Annotated in this window: 1 pseudogene; it reads left to right on the top strand. The window is 40.1% G+C overall.

Features of this window, described 5'->3' with window-relative positions:
- A pseudogene (locus H5201_RS23015) lies at positions 1-317 on the top strand (IS3 family transposase); the annotation flags it as partial.

Here is a 317-nt window from a genome sequence, read left to right as displayed (position 1 = left end):
AAACAGTCAATTCAGCTGAGTATGGGCATTTACCGCCGAGCAAAATAGTGCCCAAGTTGCTTGATAAAGGGGTATGGATAGCATCCGAGAGTTCGTTTTATCGGGTTATGAAACGTCACCACCTATTAACGCATAGAGAAAAAGTGAAGCCAAACAGGCAGGTAAAAAAACCAAAAGCACTCACAGCAACCAGTGTGAACGAAATTTACACATGGGATATTACATATTTGCCAACAACGGTTAAGGGCGAATTTTTATACTTGTATTTAGTGATGGATATTTTTAGTCGAAAAATTGTGGGATGGCAGGTTCACGAT

The organism is Pseudoalteromonas sp. SG43-6, from assembly GCF_014164365.1.
GTDB classification, from domain to species: Bacteria; Pseudomonadota; Gammaproteobacteria; order Enterobacterales; family Alteromonadaceae; genus Pseudoalteromonas; species Pseudoalteromonas rhizosphaerae.
The sequence above is the reverse complement of the archived record's forward strand: the minus strand, read 5'-3'. Positions and strand labels throughout refer to the sequence as shown.